Below are 19952 nucleotides of genomic sequence, written 5' to 3' on the forward strand. Positions count from 1 at the left end.
GATTGACTAAAGCGGAATCGATTCGTAATGTTCGATTCCTTTTGACTAGGGAGCAGGCGCTTCGCCTGTTCTGACTCGGTGCCTACCGCCGCGCCCGCCTCGTTGCGGGCATCGGTGTGTCAGGCGCCCCGATGCTGTAATCATGGGGAGTTTCAGCGTGAATCCGGTGAAAGTGGGAATCTGTGGGTTGGGGACCGTCGGTGGCGGTACCTTCAATGTACTCAAACGCAACGCCGAGGAGATTGCCCGCCGTGCCGGGCGTGGTATCGAGGTTGCGCAGATTGCCGCCCGTCGCCCCAATCCGAAGTGTGAAACCGGCAGTACCCCCATTACTGCCGACATCTTCGACGTGGCGAACAACCCGGAAATCGACGTGGTCATCGAGCTGATCGGTGGCTACACCCTGGCCCATGAGCTGGTACTCAAGGCCATCGAGAACGGCAAGCACGTGGTCACCGCCAACAAGGCGCTGATTGCCGTGCACGGCAACGAGATCTTCGCCAAAGCCCGCGAGAAAGGCGTCATCGTCGCCTTCGAAGCCGCCGTGGCCGGCGGTATTCCGGTGATCAAGGCGATCCGCGAGGGCCTGGCCGCCAACCGCATCAACTGGCTGGCCGGCATCATCAACGGCACCGGCAACTTCATCCTCACCGAAATGCGCGAGAAAGGCCGCGCCTTCGCCGACGTGCTGAAGGAAGCCCAGGCGCTGGGCTACGCCGAAGCCGATCCGACCTTCGACGTCGAAGGCATCGACGCCGCGCACAAGCTGACCATCCTCGCGTCCATCGCCTTCGGTATCCCGCTGCAGTTCGACAAGGCCTACACCGAAGGCATCACCCAGCTGACCACCGCCGACGTGAACTACGCCGAGGCCCTGGGCTACCGCATCAAGCACCTGGGCGTCGCCCGCCGTACCGACAAGGGCATCGAGCTGCGCGTACACCCGACCCTGATCCCGGCCGACCGCCTGATCGCCAACGTCAATGGCGTGATGAACGCGGTCATGGTCAACGGCGATGCCGCCGGTTCCACGCTGTTCTACGGCGCTGGCGCCGGCATGGAGCCCACCGCTTCCTCGGTGGTCGCCGACCTGGTGGACGTGGTTCGCGCCATGACCGCCGACCCGGAGAACCGCGTGCCGCACCTGGCCTTCCAGCCGGACTCGCTCTCCGACCACCCGATCCTGCCGATCGACGCCTGCGAAAGCGCCTACTACCTGCGCATCCAGGCCAAGGACCATCCGGGCGTACTGGCCCAGGTGGCGACCATCCTCTCCGAGCGCGGCATCAACATCGAATCGATCATGCAGATGGAAGTCGAAGAGCATGACGGTCTGGTGCCGATGATCCTGGTTACCCACCGCGTGCTCGAGTCCCGCATCATCGAAGCCATCGCCGCGCTGGAAGCGCTGGATGACGTCGTCGGCAATGTCGTACGCATCCGCGTCGAACAACTGAACTGAATCGACTGCGGCGGCGCCTGCGCGCCGCTGCCAACCCGAAGGTTTCACACCATGCGTTACATCAGTACCCGCGGCCAGGCGCCCGCGCTGAACTTCGAAGACGTGCTGCTGGCTGGCCTGGCCAGCGACGGCGGCCTCTACGTTCCGGAAAACCTGCCGCGCTTCACCGTCGAAGAGATCGCCTCCTGGGCCGGCCTGCCGTACCACGAGCTGGCCTTCCGCGTGATGCGCCCGTTCGTGGCTGGCAGCATCTCCGACGCCGATTTCAAGAAGATCCTCGAAGAGACCTACGGTGTCTTCGCCCACAATGCCGTGGCGCCGCTGCGCCAGCTCAACGGCAATGAGTGGGTGCTGGAGCTGTTCCACGGCCCGACCCTGGCCTTCAAGGACTTCGCCCTGCAGCTGCTCGGCCGCCTGCTCGACCACGTGCTGACCAAGCGCGGCGAGCGCGTGGTGATCATGGGCGCGACCTCCGGCGACACCGGCTCGGCCGCCATCGAAGGCTGCAAGGCCTGCGAGAACGTCGATATCTTCATCATGCACCCGCACAACCGTGTGTCCGAGGTGCAGCGCCGGCAGATGACCACCATCCTCGGCGAGAACATCCACAACATCGCCATCGAAGGCAACTTCGACGACTGCCAGGAGATGGTCAAGGCCAGCTTCGCCGACCAGGGTTTCCTGAAGGGCACCCGTCTGGTGGCAGTGAACTCGATCAACTGGGCGCGGATCATGGCCCAGATCGTCTACTACTTCCACGCCGCCCTGCAGCTTGGCGCACCGGCCCGTTCCGTGGCGTTCTCGGTGCCTACCGGTAACTTCGGCGACATCTTCGCCGGCTACCTGGCGCGCAACATGGGCCTGCCGATCAGCCAACTGATCGTCGCGACCAACCGCAACGACATCCTGCACCGCTTCATGTCCGGCAACCGCTATGACAAGGACACCCTGCACGCGTCGCTGTCGCCGTCGATGGACATCATGGTCTCGTCCAACTTCGAGCGCCTGCTGTTCGACCTGCACGGTCGCAACGGCAAGGCTGTCGCCGAACTGATGGACAACTTCAAGGCCACCGGCAAGCTGGCCGTCGAGGATGACCGCTGGACCGAAGCCCGCCGCCTGTTCGATTCCCTCGCGGTGAACGACGAGGAGACCTGCGAGACCATCGCTCAGGTCTACGCTGAGTCCGGCGAGCTGCTCGACCCGCACACCGCCATTGGCGTGCGTGCGGCCCGCGAATGCCGTCGCAGCCTGGCCGTGCCCATGGTCACCCTGGGTACCGCGCATCCGGTCAAGTTCCCGGAAGCGGTGGAGAAGGCTGGCATCGAGGCCGTTCCGGCACTGCCGGCGCACCTGACCGACCTGTTCGAGCGGGAAGAACGTTGCACCGTGCTGGCGAACGAACTGGCCAAGGTGCAGGCCTTCGTCAGCGCTCACGGCAACCGCGGCAAGCCGCTCTAACACGCGGATCGCCGGTCGAAGAAGCCCGCCCTCTGGCGGGCTTTTTCATGTCCGCGAATGGGGGCGGGCGTCAGGCCGTGAAACATGTCGTCATGACCAACGGTACTGAAAGCGGCGAACTTTATCGCCGATCGTGCGGTCTTCTCCCTGTGTTTTTCATTTCGCAACAAGGAGATACGACATGGACCGGCTGAGCACCCTGCTGACCGAGGCCTTCGCTCCCTACGTTCCCTCCCTGGGCCCGGCACGCCCTGACGGCGGCCGAATTCTGACCCTCACTAACGACGACGGAGACGTGGTACTGCGGCGTGTCATCGAAGGCCAGCACCTGGCCGACCATGGGCAGAGCGAGGAGGCGGTGCAGACCATCCGCCGCGATCTGCTGATCTCCGAAGGCCGCATGGAGGACGATGTAGTCTCGCAGTTGCGCCAGCGTGCACAGGTGCTGAGCTACGGCACCTGAATCGACCTGCAACTAAAACGCCGCCCAATGGGCGGCGTTTTCGTTTCGGGGCCCTACAACTTGCCCAGGTACTTCAAGCGCGAACGAATGCCGCCAGTGGTGCGGCCGTGTTCACGGGCGATGGCAGCCACCGTTTCGCCTGCCTCGAAGCGCTGCAGCAACACTTCTTCCTCTTCAGTCTGCCAGGGCTTGCCGGCCTGTTGCGGCAGGCAGCGGGGCTTGGGCGCAGGTGCCTCCAGGGCGTGGATGGCGTGGAAGAGGGCACGGATCACCTCCGGTGCCTGACAAGGATCGTCGACGGCCAGGGGGGCGTCGTGGCGCGGGTCGATACCGTGGGCCAGCTTGCGCAGCAGGGCGAGGGATTCGCTGAGGTGATCGGCGTTCATGGCGGCTCTCCTTGATGTATCCGCAGATGCTTGGTGAGCCCTGGCGCGCTGTCTGTCGGACGCGTCGGGAGCGCAGGCGGAAAAGGCAGAGGAGGGCAGGTCGGCTGTAGGAGCGACGGCGGTTCCACCGTTGACGAGCTTCGCGAGCAAGCTCGCTCCTACAGAAAAAGCCAGACGAGCGAGTGGAAGCAGCGCGCAATAAAAAGCCCGGCACATTGGCCGGGCTTTACTCGAATAGGCGTCTTACTCGCTGCCGTGAATGACCTTGTCCAGATCAATCGGCTCGCCTGACTGGGTGCCGAGTTTCTGACGGATGTCCTCGAACATGGCGTCATATTCCTTGTGGTTGCGCACCATCGAGCCGAATCGCGGGTGTAGGCCATGCTTCTGCGCGATGCGGGTGGCATCGCTGGCGAAATTGAAAGCCTGCTCCTTGGGCATGTCCCACTCTTCGGTGAACGAATTACCGTCAATCTCGCCCTTCATGGTGAAGTGGACGAGCGTGCCCTTTGCTGCATCCTTGCGAACTTCATAGTTGATGTGAGCGTCGATCTCCTGCTGCCCCAGCCCTGGAAGGGACTGGAGATGCAGATGGCCCGGTTCGAACATGGCGAATCTCCTTCTATGGAATCCCGACAGTTTAGCTGGCCTTTGTGAATTCGAATCGTCCTGAGTCAGTGCAGAACGTCCTTTCGAACTCTTTCTTGAACCAGCACCCAGGGCGCGATGACCACGGCCCAGAGCTCCGGGTCGCGCTCAAGATAGTCCTGCGCCAGGTTTTCGTCGACCTTGCTCAGGTCTCCACGGGTCAGCCAGGCAGCCACCTTGGCTTTGTCGTCCTCGGCCACGCCCATCGCCACCTCCACCAGATCGGCGGAACCCGCGACCTTGAGCAGGTTGCCTCGGGCGAAGAAGGGCGCGAGTTCCTGCCAGGAAATCTTCGCGGTTTCGCCAAGCAACTTGGCATAGAGGGTGCTAGCTTCTTCAGTCATGGATCTCACCTGGTCAACGAACGGCGCCATGATAGCGCCGGGACCGCGCCAGGCAAGGTTCGGACGGCAATTTCGCTGGTGACAGATAATCCCTAAGGAGAAGTCATACAGCGCCGTTTTTCTGTACGTTTGTTTCAATCTTGCGACATGCCCACATTTGGCTGCCCGCCTCCCGCTTTTCAAGCGGTCCGGCGGCACTCTACACTGTACCGGTACAGTTGCCGGTGGGCTGTCCGGGGCAATCCCGGTCCTGAAGCCTTCGGCAACCAGGACTACAAAAACGAAAACACAAGAAGAGTGGAGCACTATGAAAAAGGGTACTCAGCGTCTTTCCCAGCTGTTCACCGCCATGGCCCTGGCCGGCGTTGCCAGCTTCTCCATGGCCGCAGACACCATCAAGATCGCTCTTGCCGGCCCGGTGACCGGCGCAGTCGCCCAGTATGGGGAGATGCAGTTCATTGGCGCGAAAATGGCCATTGAGCAGATCAACAAGGCCGGCGGCGTAGACGGCAAGCAACTCGAAGGCGTGGTCTACGACGACGCTTGCGACCCGAAACAGGCCGTGGCCGTTGCCAACAAGATCGTCAACGATGGCGTCAAGTTCGTCGTTGGCCACCTGTGCTCCAGCTCCACTCAGCCGGCGTCCGACATCTACGAGGACGAAGGCATCCTGATGATCACCGCGGCCTCCACCAGCCCGGACATCACCTCGCGCGGTTACAAGCTGATCTTCCGCACCATCGGTCTGGACAGCCTGCAGGGTCCGACCGCCGGCAAGTTCATCGTCGAGCACATCAAGCCCAAGACCGTGGCCGTGATCCACGACAAGCAGCAGTACGGCGAAGGCATCGCCACTGCCGTGAAGAAGACCCTGGAAGACGCTGGCGTCAAGGTCGCCCTGTTCGAAGGCATCAATGCCGGCGACAAGGACTTCTCCGCGATGATCGCCAAGCTCAAGCAGGCCAAGGTCGACTTCGTCTACTACGGCGGCTACCACCCGGAGCTGGGCCTGATCCTGCGCCAGGCTTCCGAGAAAGGCCTGAAGGTCGGCTTCATGGGTCCGGAAGGCGTTGGCAACAAAGAGATCTCCGCCATCGCCGGCCCGGCTTCCGAAGGCCTCTACGTGACCCTGCCGAAATCCTTCGACCAGGATCCGAAGAACCAGCCGCTGGTTGACGCCTTCAAGGCCAAGAACGAAGACCCGAGCGGTCCGTTCGTGTTCCCGGCCTACGCGGCCGTTGAAGTCATCGCCGAAGGCATCAAGAAAGCTGGCAGCGAGGACACCGACAAGGTTGCCGCCGCTCTGCGCTCCAACACCTTCGCGACCCCGACCGGTGACCTGGCCTTCGACGAGAAGGGCGACCTGAAGAACTTCAACTTCGTGGTCTACCAGTGGCACAAGGACGGCACCAAGACCGAAGCCAAGTAAGCCACCCGCCGCCACACAAAGCCCACTGCATCCGCAGTGGGCTTTGTTTATCCGAGTATTCCGGGGGTCCGTCGCGCCACAAGCGCCGCTTCACGCGACGCCCGAGGAGTTAGGTAATGCCTGATCTCTATCACTATCTGCAACAGCTGATCAACGGCCTCACCGTCGGCAGCACCTATGCCCTGATCGCCATTGGCTACACCATGGTCTATGGCATCATCGGCATGATCAACTTCGCCCATGGCGAGGTGTACATGATTGGCTCGTACGTGGCCTTCATCGTGATCACGGGGCTGGCGATGATGGGTATTGTCAGTCTGCCTGTCGTCATCATCTGCACCTTCGCCGCGAGCATCATCGTCACCAGTGCCTACGGCTACAGCATCGAACGGATCGCCTATCGGCCTCTGCGTGGAAGCAACCGGCTGATTCCGCTGATCTCCGCGATCGGCATGTCGATCTTCCTGCAGAACGAGGTCTTGCTGGCCCAGGATTCCAAGGACAAGGCAATCCCCAACCTGCTGCCGGGCAACTTCATCATCGGCGCGGACGAGATGACCGGCGTGACCATCTCCTACATGCAGGTGCTGATCTTCATCGTCACCCTGCTGGCCATGTACGGCCTGTCCATGTTCATTTCCCGTTCCCGCCTGGGTCGCGCCTGCCGCGCCTGTGCGGAAGACCTGAAGATGGCCAACCTGCTGGGCATCAACACCAACAACATCATTGCCCTGACCTTCGTCATCGGCGCCACCCTGGCCGCCGTGGCCGCGGTGCTGCTGGGCCTGCAGTACGGCGTGATCAACCCGCATATCGGCTTCCTCGCCGGCATCAAGGCGTTCACCGCCGCGGTGCTCGGTGGCATCGGCAGCATTCCGGGCGCCATGCTCGGCGGGCTGGTGCTGGGTGTTGCCGAAGCCTTCGGCGCCGACGTGTTCGGTGACCAGTACAAGGACGTGGTGGCGTTCACCCTGCTGGTGCTCGTCCTGCTCTTCCGCCCCACCGGCATCCTCGGCCGCCCGGAGGTGGAAAAGGTATGAGCCAGAGACTCAAGACTGCGTTCTTCAGCGCCCTGCTGGTGATGGCCGTTGCCTACCCGGTACTCGGCATCAAACTCAGCGTGATCGGCATCGGCCTGCAGTTGCAGGGCGTCGCCCCGTCAACGCTATGGGCTATCGCCGCGTGTGCCGTGGGCATGTTCGTCTGGCAACTGGTGCGTGACCGCTTCGCCTTCGGCGGCAGCGTGAAACAGGCCTTGTCCCACCCGCACACCAAGCTGGCCGAACGCCTGACCCACTCCTCCGTGCAGCGCAAGATCATCATGGTGCTGATCCTCGTCGCCCTCGCCTGGCCGTTCTTCGGCTCGCGCGGCGCGGTGGACATCGCCACGTTGATCCTGATCTACGTGCTGCTGGGCCTTGGCCTGAACATCGTGGTGGGCCTGGCCGGCCTGCTCGACCTCGGCTACGTCGGCTTCTACGCCGTGGGCGCCTACAGCTACGCGCTGCTGTCGCACTACTACGGCCTGGGCTTCTGGGTGTGCTTGCCAATCGCCGGTCTGATGGCCGCGTTCTTCGGCTTCATCCTTGGCTTCCCGGTGTTGCGCCTGCGCGGTGACTACCTCGCGATCGTGACCCTGGGCTTCGGCGAGATCATCCGCATCCTGCTGCGCAACCTGACCTGGCTCACCGGCGGTCCCAACGGCATCAGCAACATCGAAAAGCCGAGCCTGTTCGGCCTAAGCTTCGAGCGCCGCGCGCCCGAGGGGATGCAGACCTTCCACGAGTTCTTCGGCATCGCCTACAACTCGAACTACAAGGTCGTGTTCCTCTACCTGGTCGCGCTGCTGCTGGTGTTGCTGGTGCTGTTCGTGATCAACCGCCTGCTGCGCATGCCCCTGGGCCGAGCCTGGGAAGCCCTGCGCGAAGACGAGATCGCCTGCCGTGCACTGGGTCTGAACCCGACGCTGATCAAACTCTCGGCCTTCACCCTCGGCGCCTGCTTCGCCGGTTTCGCCGGCAGCTTCTTCGCCGCGCGCCAGGGCCTGGTCACCCCGGAGTCGTTCACCTTCATCGAGTCGGCGACCATCCTTGCCATCGTCGTGCTGGGTGGCCTGGGTTCGCAGCTGGGCGTGATCCTCGCCGCCGTGGTGATGATCCTGCTGCCCGAGCTGATGCGTGAGTTCAGCGAGTACCGCATGCTGATGTTCGGCGCCCTCATGGTGCTGATGATGATCTGGCGTCCGCAGGGGCTGCTGCCCATGCAGCGTCCGCATCTGGAGTTGCGCAAATGAGCCAGACCATTCTCGAAGTAAACGGCCTGACCATGCGCTTCGGCGGCCTGCTCGCCGTCAACGGTGTGGCGCTGAACGTGAAGGAAAAGCAGGTGGTTTCGATGATCGGCCCCAACGGCGCCGGCAAGACCACCGTGTTCAACTGCCTGACCGGCTTCTACCAGCCCACCGGCGGTGAAATCCTCCTGCGCGGCGAAGCCGTGCAGGACCTGCCCGGCCACAAGATCGCCCACAAGGGCGTGGTGCGGACATTCCAGAACGTTCGCCTGTTCAAGGAAATGACCGCGGTGGAGAACCTGCTGGTCGCCCAGCACCGCCACCTCAACACCAACTTCCTCGCTGGCTTGCTCAAGACCCCGGCGTTCCGCCGCCGCGAGGCAGAGGCGCTGGACTACGCCGCGCACTGGCTGGAGATCGTCAATCTCAAGGACATCGCCAACCGCCCGGCGGGTACCCTCGCCTACGGCCAGCAGCGTCGCCTGGAGATTGCCCGCTGCATGATGACCCGTCCGCAGCTGTTGATGCTGGACGAACCGGCGGCTGGCCTGAACCCTCGGGAAACCGAGGACCTCAAGGCGCTGATCGCCATGCTGCGCTCGGAGCACGGCGTCACCGTTCTGCTCATCGAGCACGACATGAAGCTGGTGATGAGCATTTCCGACCATATCTACGTGATCAACCAGGGCACTCCCCTGGCCGACGGCACCCCGGAAGAAATCCGTGGCAACCCGGATGTGATCAAAGCCTATCTGGGGGAGGCCTGAGTCATGCTGAAGTTCGACAAGGTTTCCACCTTCTACGGCAAGATCCAGGCGCTGCATGACGTCAGCATGGAAGTCCAGCAGGGCGAGATCGTCACCCTGATCGGCGCCAACGGCGCCGGCAAGTCGACCCTGCTGATGACGCTGTGTGGCTCGCCGCGCGCCTCCTCGGGGAGCATCACCTACCTGGGCGAGGAACTGGTCGGCAAGGAATCCTCCGTGATCATGCGCAAGAGCATCGCTGTCGTGCCGGAAGGCCGTCGCGTGTTTGCCCGCCTGACCGTGGAAGAAAACCTGGCCATGGGCGGATTCTTCACCAGCAAGGGCGATTACCAGGAGCAGATGGACAAGGTCCTGGGGCTCTTCCCGCGCTTGAAGGAACGCTTCAACCAGCGCGGTGGCACCATGTCCGGCGGCGAACAGCAGATGCTCGCCATCGGTCGTGCGCTGATGAGCAAGCCCAAGCTGCTGCTGCTCGATGAGCCGTCGCTGGGCCTGGCGCCGATCATCATCCAGCAGATATTCGACATCGTCGAACAGCTGCGCCAGGAAGGCGTCACCGTCTTCCTCGTCGAGCAGAACGCCAACCAGGCGCTCAAGCTCGCCGACCGTGGCTACGTGCTGGAGAATGGTCGCATCGTCATGCAGGACACCGGCGCCAACCTGCTGGTGAACCCCAAGGTGCGCGACGCGTACCTCGGCGGCTGATCCTTCCTGCGGCGACAAAAAAACGGCCCTTCTGGGCCGTTTTTTTTTGCGAGCGATCCGAAGCTTTCCTGCAGGAGCGAGATTGCTCGCGAACCCCGATGGCAATAGAGCTGCCGGGACATTCGTTCATGAGCGCCTCCAGTGAGCTCGTTCGCGAGCTCGCTGCTACGCGCTAACCCAGCGCTGCCGCGCCCAGGCGCTCAGGCTGTCGACGCACAGCACCAGCACCAGCATGGCGAGGATCACCGTCGCTGCCTGGGCCTGCTGGAACAGACTGAGGCTGAAGTACAGCATCTGCCCCAGGCCGCCGGCGCCGACGAAACCGAGCACGCTGGCCATGCGGATGTTGTTCTCCCAGCGGTAGAGCATGTAGGCCACCAGTTGTGGCCAGACCGCCGGAAGGGTCCCGTAGGCGAAGGCAGCGACGCGCCCGCCACCGGCCAGGCGCACGGCTTCGGCCGGAGCGGCCGGAGTGTTTTCCAGCGCCTCGGCGAACAGCCGGCCGAGCACGCCGCCGGTATGCAGCGCCAGCGCCAGCGTGCCGGCATTCGGGCCGAGGCCGGCAGCCAGCACCATCAACGCGCCCCAGACCAGTTCCGGCACTGCGCGCAGGGCGTTGAGCAGCAGCCGCGACAGGCTCTGCGCGATGCGCCCGCAGCGGCCTGCGGCCGGCAGCGCGAGGAGCAGGCCGAGCAGCGCTGCGAGCAGGGTGCCGATGGCCGACATGGCCAGGGTTTCCAGGGCGCCGCGGCCAACGGCGGTGAGGTGGGGGGCGCTCAGGTCCGGTGAGAGGAAGTCGCGGCCGTAATCGAGCATCTGCCCCAGGCCGCGCGCATCGAACAGCCCTCCGGTGTCCATCTCCAGGTAGGCGAAGGACGCACCGACGGCGAGCAGGATCAGCAGCAGCCAGCCCAGGCTGCGCAGCAGGCCGGTCATTCGAGCCTCCCGCGCAGGAAGCGGCTGAGCAGGTCGGCGCCCAGCACCAGTACCAGGAAGGTCAGCAGGATGCTCGCCACCTCGCCACCGGCGAACATACGCAGCGACAGGTCGATCTGCTGGCCGAGGCCGCCGGCACCGACGAAGCCCATCACCACCGAGGCGCGGATCGCGCATTCCCAGCGGTAAACGGTGTAGGAAATCAATTCCGCCGCCGCCGAAGGCAGCACGCCGTAGGTGAAGGCCTGCAGCCGCGAGCTGCCGCCCAGCAGCAGGGCGCGGGTCGGACGCGGGTCCACCGATTCGAAGATTTCCGCGTAGACCTTGCCGAGCATGCCGCCGTAGGTGATGGTGATGGCCAGCACACCGGCGGTGGGGCCAAGGCCAACCGCGCGGACGAACAGCAGGGCCCAGACGATCTCGGGCACGCTGCGCAGCACGATCAGCAGGCCGCGCACCGGCCAGCGCAGAGCGCGCGCCCACCAGGCCGGCAGGCCGCCGCGGGGCAGGGCGGAGATCGACAGCGCGCGGGTGGCCAGCAGCGCGGCGGGGAAGGCGATCAGCCAGGCCAGCGCCATGCCGGCGGTGGCGATGGCCAGGGTTTCCAGGGTGGCGCGGCCGAGCAGGGCGAGGAATTCGTCGTCATGGGCCGGCGGCCAGAAGCCGCCGAGGAAGTTGGCCATGGTCCGCGCATTGTCGCCGCTGAACAGGCCGACGATGTCCAGCTCGGACAGGCGCAGCCCCGGCCACAGCAAGGCCAGGGCGAGCAGGGTGAGCAGCAGGCGCGGCAGCGCTGCCGGGTCGCGAGGCGGGCTCTTCGAGAGTGCTGGTTTCAGCATCGCGGAATCTGCACCACCACCGGTTTCCCCACCGGCGAGGACGCGTCCTGCAGGCCAAGTTGTTCGTTGGCGTACAGCGCGCGAAGGTCTTCAGGAGTGACGTTTGCCGCCGGCTTGTCGAAGGCGATGCGGCCGTCGCGCACACCGACGATGCGCGGGAAGTGCTCCAGTGCCAGGTCCACCGCGTGCAGGCTGGCCAGTAGCGTCACGCCACGGTTCTGCGCTTCACGGGTGAGCACGCCGAGGGTGTGGCCGGCGAGCACCGGGTCCATGGCCGAGACGGGTTCGTCGGCCAGCAGCACTTCGGCCTGTTGGTACAGCGCACGGGCGATGCCGACGCGCTGCAGTTGGCCGCCGGAAAGCTGGTCGCAGCGCTCGAAGAGTTTGTCGGAGAGGTCCAGGCGTTGCAGTTCGCTGCGGGCGCCGGCGCTGTCGACGGGGTAGAGCAGGCTGGCCAGGCTCTTCCACAGTGGCCACTGGCCGAGGCGGCCGGCGAGCACGGCGGTAACCACGCGCTGGCGCGGTGGCAGCGGTGGCGCCTGGTGCACCAGGGCAATGCGCGAGCGCAGGCGCTGGCGGGCGGGGGCGCTCAGCGCCCAGGGCTGGGTGCCGAGCAGCTCGAAGCTGCCCGAGGCGGGTTTCAGTGCGGTGGCCAGAATGCGCAGCAGGGTGGTCTTGCCGGCGCCCGAAGGGCCGATGATCGCCACCCGTTCACCGGCAGCGACGCTGAGGTCGATGCCGGCAAGCGAGCGCTGGCCGTTGGCGTGGATGTGCTCCACGCCGGTCAATTTCAGGGTCACTTCAGCAGGCCGGCGGCGCGTGCCGATTCCTCGATGCCCTTGTAGTTTTCAGGCGATGTTTCGATGAAGCGGCTGGCCGCCTGCAGGTCGAGGATTTCCTTGTCGCGCGGTTTGCTCGGGTCGAGGGCGAGGAAGGCCTTCTTGATCTTCTCCGCTAGCGCGGGGTCGAGGTTGCCGCGCACGGTCCAGTTGTAGTCGTAGTAGGTCGGGGTGGTCGCGAAGACCTTCACCTTGTTGGTGTCGACCTTGCCGCTGTCCACCAGCTTCTGCCAGACGGAGGCGTTCAGCACGCCAGCATCGACCTTGCCGGCCTGGACCCAGGCGACGGTGGCGTCGTGGGCGCCGGAGTAGGCCACGCGGGAGAAGAACTGCTCGGGCACCACGCCGTCTTTCTGCATGAAGTAGCGCGGCATCAGGCTGCCAGAGGTGGACGATACCGAACCGAAGGCGAAGGTCTTGCCCTTGAGGTCCTGGATCGATTTCACGTTCGGGTCGGCCGTGATGAATTTGCTGGTGAACTGTTTGTCCTGCTCGCGCTGCACCAGCGGGATGGCGTTGCCGGTCTTCAGGCGCGCCTGGACGAAGGTGAAGCCGCCCAGCCAGGCCATGTCCAGGCGATCCGAAGCCAGGGCTTCGACCACGCCGGCATAGTCGGACACCGGGATGAACTTCACGGGCATGCCCAGTTGTTCTTCCAGGTAGGCGCCCAGCGGCTTGAACTTGCGCAGCAGTTCGGTAGGAGCTTCATCGGGAATGGCCGAGACTTTCAGTTCCTTGGGGGTATCGGCATGGGCGAAAACAGCGGACAGGGACAGGGCAAAACCGGCGGCGAGCGCCAGGGAGCGTTTCAGCATGGGGAGAGTTCTCCGGTTCAATGGCGGAAAAAACTCCGGGAGTATAGTGGCGGCGCGCCTGTTTGGCAGCTGCTGGATTGCACTTCTGGCGATGGCGGCGCCTGCTAGAATGCCGCTCCCCCGTGCCCGCCTTGCTGTCGAACTGGAGATCACCCCATGTCGTCCCCTTTGCCATCCCTCGCTTTTGCCGGTCTCGGCTTGATGGGGGTACCCATGACGCGCCGCCTGCTCGCTGCCGGCTACCCGCTGACCGTGTGGAACCGCTCCGCCAGCAAGCGCGAGCTGCTCGCCACTGAAGGCGCCAGGGCCGTGGAGACACCCGCGCAGCTTTGCGCCGACGCCGAGGTGGTGATGCTCTGCCTGGCCGATACCGCTGCGGTACGCGAGGTGGTGTTCGGTGCCGGAGGCATCGTCGAAAGCGCTCGTTCTGGTCAGTTGCTGGTGGACTTCTCCAGCCTGGAGCCGGCCGCCACCCGCGAAATGGCCGCAGAGCTGGAAGCGCGCACCGGCATGCGTTGGGTCGACGCGCCGGTTTCCGGCGGCACGCCGGGCGCCGAAGCCGGCACCCTGGCGATCATGGCCGGCGGCCGGGTCGAGGACATCGAGCGCGTGCGGCCGATCCTCGCCCACCTTGGCCAGCGACTGACGCGCATGGGCAATGTCGGCGCAGGGCAGGTGACCAAGGTGTGCAACCAGATGATCGTTGCCTGCAATGCCCTGGTGATCGCCGAAGTGGTGGCGCTGGCGGAGCAGTCTGGCGTCGATGCTAGCCTGATCGCCCCGGCTCTGGCCGGCGGTTTCGCTGACTCCAGGCCCTTGCAGATCCTCGCACCGCAGATGGCCGAGAGCCGCTTCGAGCCCGTGAAATGGCATGTGCGCACACTGCTCAAGGACCTGGACACCGCCGTCAGGCTTTCCCGCGAGGAAGGCTCGGCCACGCCCATGAGCGGCCTCGCCGCGCAACTGATGCGCCTGCATGGCAGCCAGGGCAATCTCGAACGCGACCCGGCTACCCTGGTCGAGCAATACCGTCAGTCGAAGGAATTCCCCGCATGAAGCTCTGCGCCAACCTGTCCCTGCTGTTCACCGAAGTCCCGCTGCTGCAGCGTATCGACGCCGCCGCCAAGGCCGGCTTCGAGGGCGTGGAAATCCAGTTCCCCTACGACGTGCCGGCGCAGGACCTGAAGACCGCACTGGACGAAGCCGGCTTGCCACTGGTGTTGATCAATCTGCCGGCCGGCGACCTGATGCAGGGAGGGCCGGGCATCGCTGCCGTGGCGGAGCGCGGTGCGGAGTTCGAGGCGGCGTTGGCCAAGGCGCTGGACTACGCGCGCATCGCCAAGCCGCAGCACGTCAACGTGCTGGCCGGTCGCCTGGTAGAGGGGCGGGAGCGCGAGGCCGCGCTGCAGACCCTGGCCGAGCGCCTGCGCGCCACCTGCGATGCGTTCGCCGGCAGCGGCACCGATGTGCTGATGGAGGCCATCAACTGCCACGACATGAAGGACTTCCTGCTCAACACCCCTGAGCACCTGCAGGACATGCTCGAGCGCGTGGCGCGGGAAAACCTGCGCGCGCAGCTGGATCTCTACCACATGGCGCGCATGGGCCTGGAGCTGGTGGATTGCATCTACGCGCTGATGGGCCAGATCGGCCACGTTCAGTTCGCCGACTACCCCGAGCGCGGCGAACCGGGCTCGGGTGAAATGGAGTTCGAGGTGCCGCTGCAGGTCCTCGACGACGTGGGCTACGACGGATGGCTGGGTGCCGAATATCGCCCCACCGGCACCACTGCCGATTCCCTGCGCTGGCTGCCGCGCTGGCGCGCGGGCAAGTTCGACTTCTGAGCCTGGATCACGGGCCTCAGGCCTGGCTGCGCAGCAGCACCGAGTCGCTGTCCTCGCGGTAGGCCTCGAGGAACTCCACCAGCGCGGTGAGGGGCAGCGGCCGGCTGAACAGGTAGCCCTGGGCCAGCTCGCAATGGTTGTCGCGCAGGAACGCCAGTTGCTGCGCGTGCTCCACGCCTTCGGCGATTACCTTCAGGTGCAGCTTCTGCGCCATGGCGATGATGGCCTGGGCGATCTCGCTGTCGCGGCGCGATTGCGGTACGTCGCGGATGAACGAGCGGTCCACCTTCAGCGCATCCAGCGGCAGCTGGCGCAGGTAGGACAACGACGAATAGCCGGTGCCGAAGTCGTCGATGGACAGGCTCACGCCCAGATCGCGCAGGCGGCTGAGCACCGGGATGGCCTGGTTGATGTTGGCCATCACGGCGTTCTCGGTGACTTCCATCTCCAGGTAGCGCGCGGCGAGGCCAGTTTCGGCGAGGGTGTGCTGCACCTCGTCGACCAGGCTTTCGCGGCCCAGGTTGCTGGCGCAGCAGTTCACCGCCACCCGCAGGTTCCTGTAGCCCAGGTCATGCAGCCGGCTCAGGTCCTGGCAGGCACGGCGCAACACCCAGGAGTCCAGCGCGCCGATCAGCCCGTTGGCGGTCGCCAGGCCGATGAAGCGGTCCGGCGACAGCAGCCCGCGGGTCGGATGCTTCCAGCGCACCAGTGCTTCGAGTTGCTCGACATCGCCGTGGTCGATACGCAGGATCGGCTGGTAGTAGAGCACCAGCTCGTCGTCCCACAGGGCCTTGCGCAGTTCCTCTTCCAGTTGCAGTTCCTGGGTTGCCTTGGTCTTCAGGTGCGGGCTGAAGAAGTGCGTCGCGTTGCGGCCGTTGCCCTTGGACTGGTACAGCGCAAGGTCCGCGTGCTTGAGCAGTTCCTCGGGCTGCTCGCCGTCGTTGGGGAACAGGCTGATGCCGACGCTCATGGTCATCACCAGGCTGCGCCCGGCGGTGCTGATCGGCTCCTTCATGCGCTGCATCAGGCGCTGGGCGAGGATGCGCGCCTCGTGATCCTCACCCAGGTCGGCAAGGATGCAGAACTCGTCGCCGCCGAAGCGCGCCAGCAGATCGGTGCTGCGCAGTGCGCTGCGGATGCGTTCGGAGACGATGCATAGCAGCTCGTCACCGGCGGGGTGCCCGAGGGAGTCGTTGACCCGCTTGAAGTGGTCCAGGTCCAGCAGGATCACCGCCATGCCCTGGCCCTTGTGCCGGTTGCGCTGCAGGCGGGTGGCGAACTCTTCGTTCAGCGCGTTGCGGTTGTGCAGGCCGGTGAGGCCGTCGAAGCTCGCCAGCTTCTGCAGCGAGGCGTTGGCATTGTCCAGTTGGTTGAGCAGGGTATTGACCCGGCTCAGCTCGTTTTCCTTGCTTTCCAGGCTGTCCTCGATCCAGGCGGCCCAGAGCCCGGCCAGCACCACCGCCAGGGCGAGCAGGCCGACCATCAGGCCGAGCTGGATGGCATTGTTACGGCCCAGGTCGGCCGCCGGCACGACCCAGCTCGGCAGGGTCAGGGTGAGGGCGGCCATGCCGGTGAAGTGCATGCTGGAAATGGCGCCGCCCAGCAACAGGCTGGCAAGGATCTGGTAGATCCACTGGCGCCCCGCCGGCTGGCGGTTCAGCACCGGCGCCAGTACCAGGGCGACGAAGGCCACGAGCACCGCCATGAGCACCGACAGCGTGACCAGCAGCGGGTCGTAATGCTGCATGGGTGGCGACTCGATGGCCGCCATGCCGGTGTAGTGCATGCCGGCGATGCTGGCGCCGATGCAGCAGGCAGCCAGCAGGTACTGCAGTGGGCTCAATCCGGCGTGGGCCAGCAGGCGCATGGCGATCACGCAGATGCCGATGGCGATGAGCAGCGAGAGCAGTGTCAGGCCGCCGGAAAAATGCAGTGGCACCGAGGAATGGAAGGCCAGCATGGCGACGAAGTGCATCGACCAGATGCCACTGCCCAGGCATATCCCGCCGACCCACTGCCAGCGATGAGCATGTTGCGGTGCGCGGACCATTCGCGCGGTGATGTTCAGGGCGACGAAGCTGGCGACGCAGGCGATGAAGATGGCCAGCAGGACCAGTCCGGGATTGTGAGAACACTCCAGCAGCACAGCATCGGGTAATGCGTCCTGGTGCCAGTCCATGGGCGGGATGCTCCGGATGTCGAGGGGGATGAAGGCGGATTGATATCACTCTGCTTTGAGTCTAGGAAGTCGTCGTGACGCTGCAAGGAGTCGGCTGAATTTTCAGGGCAAAGCCACGCAGGGCGCGACGTACGGTAGTGCCAACTGCCCAGGTGATCGTAGATCGGACCACTGGCCGAAATCGGGTAGCCAACTTGACACTTTTTTGACTAACTGCCCGCTAGAGTTGCGCCGCCGGCCGGCAGGGTTCGGCCATCCCATTTACTCTCCGCCTATCGATGTAAGGAGTGCGCTCGATGTCCGAGGGCAAGCGCCGCCTCTTCCCCCAGGTCAGCTCCGCGCGGCTGGTCCTGCTGTTTTCGCTGGCCCTGGTGCTGTTCTACAACTTCGCCACCTGGCGGGCGCTGAACAGCCTGGTCCCCATGGAGGGTGTGTGGGGCGTGGCGTTCTTCGCCTCGTTCGCCTTGTTCCTCTGGGCGGCCTTTACCTTGCTGCTGACCCTGGTGTCCTTCCGCCCGCTGCTCAAGCCGGCGCTGACCCTGGTGGCGCTGGTGTCTGCGGCCGCGGCTTACTTCATGAACTCCTACGGTGTCGTGATCGATACCGTGATGGTGCAGAACGTCGTCGAGACCAACCCTGGCGAGGCCACTGCGCTGTTCAGCCTGCGTATGCTCGGCTACCTGCTGCTGTTGGGCGTGCTGCCGGCGGCGATCATCTGGATGACGCCAGTGCGCTACAGCCCGTTCTTTCGCGGCCTGCTGAACAAGGTGCTGGTGATCTTCGGCTGCCTGGTAGTGGTTGCCGTCTGCGTGGGCGCCTTCTATTCCACCTACGCCCCGGTGTTCCGTCAGGAAGAGAAGCTGACTCACTTCATCAACCCGACCAACTACATCTATGCGGTGAGCAAGTTCACCAAGCAACGCCTGGGCATCAAGGAAAACCTGGTGGTGCAGCCCATCGGCGAAGATGCGGTCATGCCGCGCAAGGTCAGTGCTGACGGCAGGAAGTCGCTGATGATCTTCGTGGTTGGCGAAACCGCCCGCGCGGACCACTTCTCCCTCAACGGCTACGCCCGCGACACCAACCCGGAACTGAAGAAGCTCGACATCCTCAACTTCACCAATGTCAGCTCCTGCGGTACTTCGACGGCGGTGTCGGTGCCCTGCATGTTCTCCAAGTTTCCCCGCGAGGACTACAGCGACAAGAAGGGCAAGACCAATCAGGGCCTGCTGGACATCCTTCAGCGTGTTGGTGTGTCAGTGCTCTGGCTGGACAACAACAGCGACTGCAAGGGCACTTGCCTGCGGGTACCCAACCGCGATATCCCGAAGGATCAGCCCGGTCCCTTCTGTGACGGCAAGAACTGCCTGGACGAAGCCCTGCTGCAGAACCTGCAGGCCTACATCGACGGCCTGAAGGACAACGCCATCATCGTCCTGCATGCCGACGGCAGCCATGGCCCCGAGTATTACGAGCGCTATCCCAAGACCCTGGAGCGCTTCACCCCGGTGTGCCGCACCAACCAGTTGGGTAGTTGCAGCAGCGAGGAGCTGCTGAACGTCTACGACAACACCATCCTCTACACCGACTTCTTCCTGTCCAGGGTGGTTGAGCTGCTCAAGCACAACCAGGAGCGCTTCGACACCTCGATGGTCTACGTCTCCGACCATGGCGAGTCGCTGGGCGAGAACGGCGTGTACCTGCATGCCGCGCCCTATGCCATCGCACCGAAAGCGCAGACCCATGTGCCCATGGTGATGTGGTTTGGCAATGGCGCGCTGGGCGGCATGGGCGTGGACCGCGGCTGCCTGGAGAAGAAGGCCGATGGCGCCGAGCTGAGCCATGACAACCTGTTCCACTCGGTGCTCGGTCTTTATGGCGTGCACACCAGCCTGTACCAGCCGGACCTGGACATCTTCCACTCCTGCCGGCGCGATATGACCGCTGCGCAGTAAGGCGTGGCGGGCAGCATGAAAAAGGCCCTGCGGTTTGCACCGCAGGGCCTTTTGTCTTTCGGGCGCTGTTACTTCTCGCGAACCAGCAGTACCGGGCGGTTGCTGACGCGCAGCAGGCCTTCGGCCACGCTGCCGAGCATCAGGCGGCGTACGCCACGGCGGCCGTGGGTGCCCATGACGATGATGTCCGCCTTGGCAGCTTCGGCTTCGATCTCGATGCGCTCGGCGATCTCTTCGCTGGCGCGTTCCTGGCAGACCCGCTCGAAGCTGGATTTCACCGGGAACTCGGCGATCTTTTCCTTCGCCTTGCCGAGGATGTCATCGGCGGCTTTCAGTGCGGCTTCGCGCAGCGGCTCCGGGTTGTAGTACACGGCGTAGTCGGGCAGATGCCGCAGGGGGCTGTCGACGATGGTGACGACACGCAGCTCGCCTCCGCTCAGTTGGGCCAACTTGGCCGCTTCGACCAGGGCTCGGTCGGAAACCGGGCTGCCGTCCACCGCTACCAGAATGCGCTCGTACATGATGTGTTCCCTCAATGAGTGGCTTGGTAGGGAAACTCTATCCCCCCATGGGCGAGATTCCCTTGCGCA

At 64.5% G+C, this 19952-nt stretch carries 20 protein-coding genes; 11 read left to right on the forward strand and 9 right to left on the reverse strand.

Features of this window, described 5'->3' with window-relative positions; all coding sequences use genetic code 11:
• The first annotated feature begins 157 nt into the window (after positions 1-157).
• The 3 genes from CTR55_RS07815 to CTR55_RS07825 all read left to right on the forward strand — a co-directional run bounded on the left by CTR55_RS07815 (position 158) and on the right by CTR55_RS07825 (position 3386).
• Positions 158-1462, forward strand: a complete 1305-nt coding sequence (locus CTR55_RS07815; protein ID WP_296285349.1) for a homoserine dehydrogenase — start codon at positions 158-160, stop codon at positions 1460-1462.
• Between the two features lie 51 nt (positions 1463-1513).
• Entirely contained in the window at positions 1514-2923 is a 1410-nt protein-coding gene (gene thrC / locus CTR55_RS07820; protein WP_296285350.1) for a threonine synthase, read from the forward strand.
• Between the two features lie 181 nt (positions 2924-3104).
• A complete protein-coding gene (locus CTR55_RS07825) occupies positions 3105-3386 on the forward strand; it encodes a DUF3509 domain-containing protein (protein WP_296285351.1) in 282 nt (93 codons plus the stop codon).
• 53 nt (positions 3387-3439) lie between these two features.
• Here the strand turns inward: CTR55_RS07825 and CTR55_RS07830 are convergent, their stop codons facing one another.
• The 3 genes from CTR55_RS07830 to CTR55_RS07840 all read right to left on the reverse strand — a co-directional run bounded on the left by CTR55_RS07830 (position 3440) and on the right by CTR55_RS07840 (position 4764).
• Entirely contained in the window at positions 3440-3772 is a 333-nt protein-coding gene (locus CTR55_RS07830) for a hypothetical protein (RefSeq protein WP_296285352.1), read from the reverse strand.
• Positions 3773-4015: 243 nt separating this feature from the next.
• Positions 4016-4381, reverse strand: a complete 366-nt coding sequence (locus CTR55_RS07835) for a DUF5064 family protein (protein ID WP_296285353.1) — start codon at positions 4379-4381, stop codon at positions 4016-4018.
• A 65-nt stretch (positions 4382-4446) separates the two neighbouring features.
• Positions 4447-4764, reverse strand: coding sequence for a DUF2288 domain-containing protein (locus CTR55_RS07840; protein ID WP_296285354.1), 318 nt, complete (start codon positions 4762-4764; stop codon positions 4447-4449).
• A gap of 307 nt (positions 4765-5071) precedes the next feature.
• Here CTR55_RS07840 and CTR55_RS07845 point away from each other — a divergent pair, with 307 nt between their 5' ends.
• The 5 genes from CTR55_RS07845 to CTR55_RS07865 all read left to right on the forward strand — a co-directional run bounded on the left by CTR55_RS07845 (position 5072) and on the right by CTR55_RS07865 (position 9955).
• Positions 5072-6193, forward strand: a complete 1122-nt coding sequence (locus CTR55_RS07845; protein ID WP_296285355.1) for a branched-chain amino acid ABC transporter substrate-binding protein — start codon at positions 5072-5074, stop codon at positions 6191-6193.
• A gap of 116 nt (positions 6194-6309) precedes the next feature.
• Positions 6310-7233 (forward strand): high-affinity branched-chain amino acid ABC transporter permease LivH, encoded by a 924-nt coding sequence (livH, locus tag CTR55_RS07850; RefSeq protein WP_296285356.1) that lies wholly within the window; start codon positions 6310-6312, stop codon positions 7231-7233.
• Complete coding sequence (locus CTR55_RS07855; RefSeq protein ID WP_296285357.1) at positions 7230-8486, forward strand: high-affinity branched-chain amino acid ABC transporter permease LivM; 1257 nt, start codon at positions 7230-7232, stop codon at positions 8484-8486. Before livH ends, CTR55_RS07855 begins: the two co-directional genes overlap by 4 nt.
• Complete coding sequence (gene livG, locus CTR55_RS07860) at positions 8483-9250, forward strand: high-affinity branched-chain amino acid ABC transporter ATP-binding protein LivG (RefSeq protein WP_296285358.1); 768 nt, start codon at positions 8483-8485, stop codon at positions 9248-9250. Before CTR55_RS07855 ends, livG begins: the two co-directional genes overlap by 4 nt.
• Before the next feature lie 3 nt (positions 9251-9253).
• A complete protein-coding gene (locus CTR55_RS07865; protein WP_296285359.1) occupies positions 9254-9955 on the forward strand; it encodes an ATP-binding cassette domain-containing protein in 702 nt (233 codons plus the stop codon).
• Positions 9956-10120: 165 nt separating this feature from the next.
• On the opposite strand, the gene phnE is transcribed toward CTR55_RS07865, so the two are convergent.
• From phnE to CTR55_RS07885, 4 genes are read right to left on the reverse strand one after another with little or no spacing between them, the layout of a single operon-like run.
• Positions 10121-10891, reverse strand: a complete 771-nt coding sequence (gene phnE, locus CTR55_RS07870) for a phosphonate ABC transporter, permease protein PhnE (protein ID WP_296285360.1) — start codon at positions 10889-10891, stop codon at positions 10121-10123.
• Positions 10888-11730, reverse strand: coding sequence for an ABC transporter permease (locus CTR55_RS07875; RefSeq protein WP_296285361.1), 843 nt, complete (start codon positions 11728-11730; stop codon positions 10888-10890). Before CTR55_RS07875 ends, phnE begins: the two co-directional genes overlap by 4 nt.
• Positions 11724-12530 (reverse strand): phosphonate ABC transporter ATP-binding protein, encoded by an 807-nt coding sequence (locus CTR55_RS07880; RefSeq protein WP_296285362.1) that lies wholly within the window; start codon positions 12528-12530, stop codon positions 11724-11726. Before CTR55_RS07880 ends, CTR55_RS07875 begins: the two co-directional genes overlap by 7 nt.
• A complete protein-coding gene (locus CTR55_RS07885; protein ID WP_296285363.1) occupies positions 12527-13384 on the reverse strand; it encodes a putative selenate ABC transporter substrate-binding protein in 858 nt (285 codons plus the stop codon). The genes CTR55_RS07880 and CTR55_RS07885 overlap by 4 nt, the downstream gene beginning before the upstream one ends.
• A gap of 156 nt (positions 13385-13540) precedes the next feature.
• Here CTR55_RS07885 and CTR55_RS07890 point away from each other — a divergent pair, with 156 nt between their 5' ends.
• Both CTR55_RS07890 and CTR55_RS07895 read left to right on the forward strand, forming a co-directional pair.
• Positions 13541-14440 carry an NAD(P)-dependent oxidoreductase gene (locus CTR55_RS07890; protein ID WP_296285364.1) on the forward strand — a complete coding sequence of 300 codons (900 nt, stop codon included), beginning with the start codon at positions 13541-13543 and terminating at the stop codon, positions 14438-14440.
• Entirely contained in the window at positions 14437-15228 is a 792-nt protein-coding gene (locus CTR55_RS07895) for a TIM barrel protein (protein WP_296285365.1), read from the forward strand. Before CTR55_RS07890 ends, CTR55_RS07895 begins: the two co-directional genes overlap by 4 nt.
• Before the next feature lie 16 nt (positions 15229-15244).
• Here CTR55_RS07895 and CTR55_RS07900 read toward each other — a convergent pair whose 3' ends face one another.
• Complete coding sequence (locus tag CTR55_RS07900) at positions 15245-17407, reverse strand: bifunctional diguanylate cyclase/phosphodiesterase (RefSeq protein ID WP_296285366.1); 2163 nt, start codon at positions 17405-17407, stop codon at positions 15245-15247.
• Between the two features lie 296 nt (positions 17408-17703).
• Between CTR55_RS07900 and CTR55_RS07905 the strand changes: the two genes are divergently transcribed.
• A complete protein-coding gene (locus CTR55_RS07905; RefSeq protein WP_296285367.1) occupies positions 17704-19362 on the forward strand; it encodes a phosphoethanolamine--lipid A transferase in 1659 nt (552 codons plus the stop codon).
• A 68-nt stretch (positions 19363-19430) separates the two neighbouring features.
• On the opposite strand, the gene CTR55_RS07910 is transcribed toward CTR55_RS07905, so the two are convergent.
• Positions 19431-19883 carry a universal stress protein gene (locus CTR55_RS07910; RefSeq protein WP_296285368.1) on the reverse strand — a complete coding sequence of 151 codons (453 nt, stop codon included), beginning with the start codon at positions 19881-19883 and terminating at the stop codon, positions 19431-19433.
• Positions 19884-19952: the final 69 nt, after the last annotated feature.

The sequence above is a fragment of the Pseudomonas sp. genome, from assembly GCF_002796985.1.
Taxonomy (GTDB): Bacteria; Pseudomonadota; Gammaproteobacteria; order Pseudomonadales; family Pseudomonadaceae; genus Pseudomonas.